Source organism: Moorena sp. SIO4A1 (genome assembly GCF_010672065.1).
In the GTDB taxonomy this organism is placed as follows: Bacteria; Cyanobacteriota; Cyanobacteriia; order Cyanobacteriales; family Coleofasciculaceae; genus Moorena.
Genome location: NZ_JAAHHX010000883.1, coordinates 1 through 1,213 on the forward strand (window position 1 = coordinate 1; position 1,213 = coordinate 1,213).

Annotated in this window: 1 protein-coding gene and 1 pseudogene; one reads left to right on the forward strand and one right to left on the reverse strand. The window is 44.5% G+C overall.

Features of this window, described 5'->3' with window-relative positions; all coding sequences use genetic code 11:
• Window positions 1-310, reverse strand: a pseudogene (locus tag F6K53_RS43755) (hypothetical protein); the annotation flags it as partial.
• A gap of 204 nt (window positions 311-514) precedes the next feature.
• Here F6K53_RS43755 and psbP point away from each other — a divergent pair.
• The gene (gene psbP, locus F6K53_RS43760) at window positions 515-1,054 is read left to right on the forward strand and encodes a photosystem II reaction center PsbP (protein ID WP_293065340.1); all 540 of its coding nucleotides are present in this window, start codon (window positions 515-517) and stop codon (window positions 1,052-1,054) included.
• Window positions 1,055-1,213 lie beyond the last annotated feature (159 nt).

Sequence of the window (1,213 nt, forward strand, 5' to 3'; positions counted from 1 at the left end):
TCCTATTAAAAGGGTCTTTATCAACAGTGGGTTTTTCAGTAGTAGGTGGTTTATCATCCCCAGATTGGGCTGGAGTAGTAGCTGGTTTCTCCTCAACAGGTTGGGCTGGAGTAATAGCTGGTTTATCATCGCCAGGTTGGGCTGGAGTATTAGTTGGCTCTTCGGCGGACGTCGGCTCTTCATTATCTGGCTCAGATCGGATAATGACTGGAACTGGAAGTGGCTCCTGCTGAGCATAGACAGTTGCGGTAAATCCAGTCAGTATTGTGGCAAGTCCTAGACTAGAGATAGTTCGATAAATTGGTTTCATGGTTTTCCTTACAAAGCCTGATGATTTCCAGAATTGTTACCGTGTGCAGTTGTCTAAAATTGCTCTATTAACTTGACTTAACTATCTATCACACATCTGGTGAGTGTCCAACCGGTAACAGAAAATACATAGGGGCAGGTACGATTAGTTAAAGATGAGACAATTAAGCAGCTGAGTTGACGTTTAATAGAGATGCTCAAAGAGATGCTCAAGAAAATTGCACCACTACTGCTGCTAGTGTTGAGTCTGGCTATACATGGCTGCACAACTGGTGCCAGTGGTCTACAAAGCTATGTAGACAGCCTTAACGGTTATCAGTTTTTGTATCCCAACGGTTGGGTCCCTATCACAGTGACTGATGGACCGGATGTAGTGTTCCACGATATTATCGAAAGCACCGAAAATGTTAGTGTGGTCATTAGCCCAGTGCCAGAAGACAAGACCCTTGCTGATTTAGGAACACCATCAGAAGTGGGCTATCAGCTGCAAAAAAATGCCATTGCTCCTCCTGATTCTGGTCGCACAGCCGAGTTGGTTGATGCTGAAGCTCGCGAAGTAGCAGACAAGACGTATTACCTTTTAGAATACAACGTCCAACTTCCCAACCAAAAACGGCACAATCTCGCCAGTGTGGTGATTAACCGTGGCCAGCTCTACACCTTCAATGCTTCCACGACCGAACGACGCTGGGGTAAGACGAAAAATATGTTCAAGGCAGTGGTTAACTCCTTTTCAGTGAACTAGTAAACAGTTAAAGGTTACAGGTTGTTTGGTTGAAGGTTACAGGTTGTTTGGTTGAAGGTTACAGGTTGTTTGGTTGAAGGTTACAGGTTGTTTGGTTGAAGGTTACAGGTTGTTTGGTTGAAGGTTACAGGTTGTTTGGTTGAAGGTTACAGGTTGTTT